This is a genomic window from Bartonella taylorii 8TBB, from assembly GCF_902825155.1.
Lineage (GTDB): Bacteria > Pseudomonadota > Alphaproteobacteria > Rhizobiales > Rhizobiaceae > Bartonella > Bartonella taylorii_A.
On sequence record NZ_CADEAG010000119.1, the window covers coordinates 1 to 456 of the forward strand.

Annotated in this window: 1 protein-coding gene; it reads right to left on the reverse strand. The window is 37.1% G+C overall.

The window, feature by feature from the left end; translation table 11 throughout:
* Window positions 1-456, reverse strand: a 456-nt coding sequence (locus J7R13_RS08925) for an autotransporter domain-containing protein (RefSeq protein ID WP_208438318.1), incomplete at both ends; no start/stop codon positions are given.

Consider the following 456-nt stretch of genomic DNA (forward strand, 5'->3'; position numbering starts at 1 on the left):
GAAGTTTTCGATTGATAGAAATGATGCGATGCTTTTTAGGGGTTGGAGGTGTTTTGGTTAAACGACCACCAAAAAGCATTATCCATTGAATAGATTGTCCTATCTCAATATAAAAGTTATCAGCATCATGGATATTATCAAACCGGAGATATTGATAAATAAGCTGAACCTGCGGATCAAAAACAAGATCTTTATACCCTGCCATAAATGTCTTACCCGCAGACAAAGAAACATTCAGAGGATTTCCTTTTAATGTTGCCGTCTTGCCCCTTGTAGAGGTGAGAACATCACCTTTAAATAGACCATAGGATAAAAGTCCATCCACATAAAAACCAGCATCATGTTCCACGCTACCATACGCTGTTATTAACCATTTATGAAATATACTTTTTTGACTTTGTTTCACCTTTCGAGGCTGCAAAGAAAGCTTGCCATAATTTCCCATAATTCCAAAGG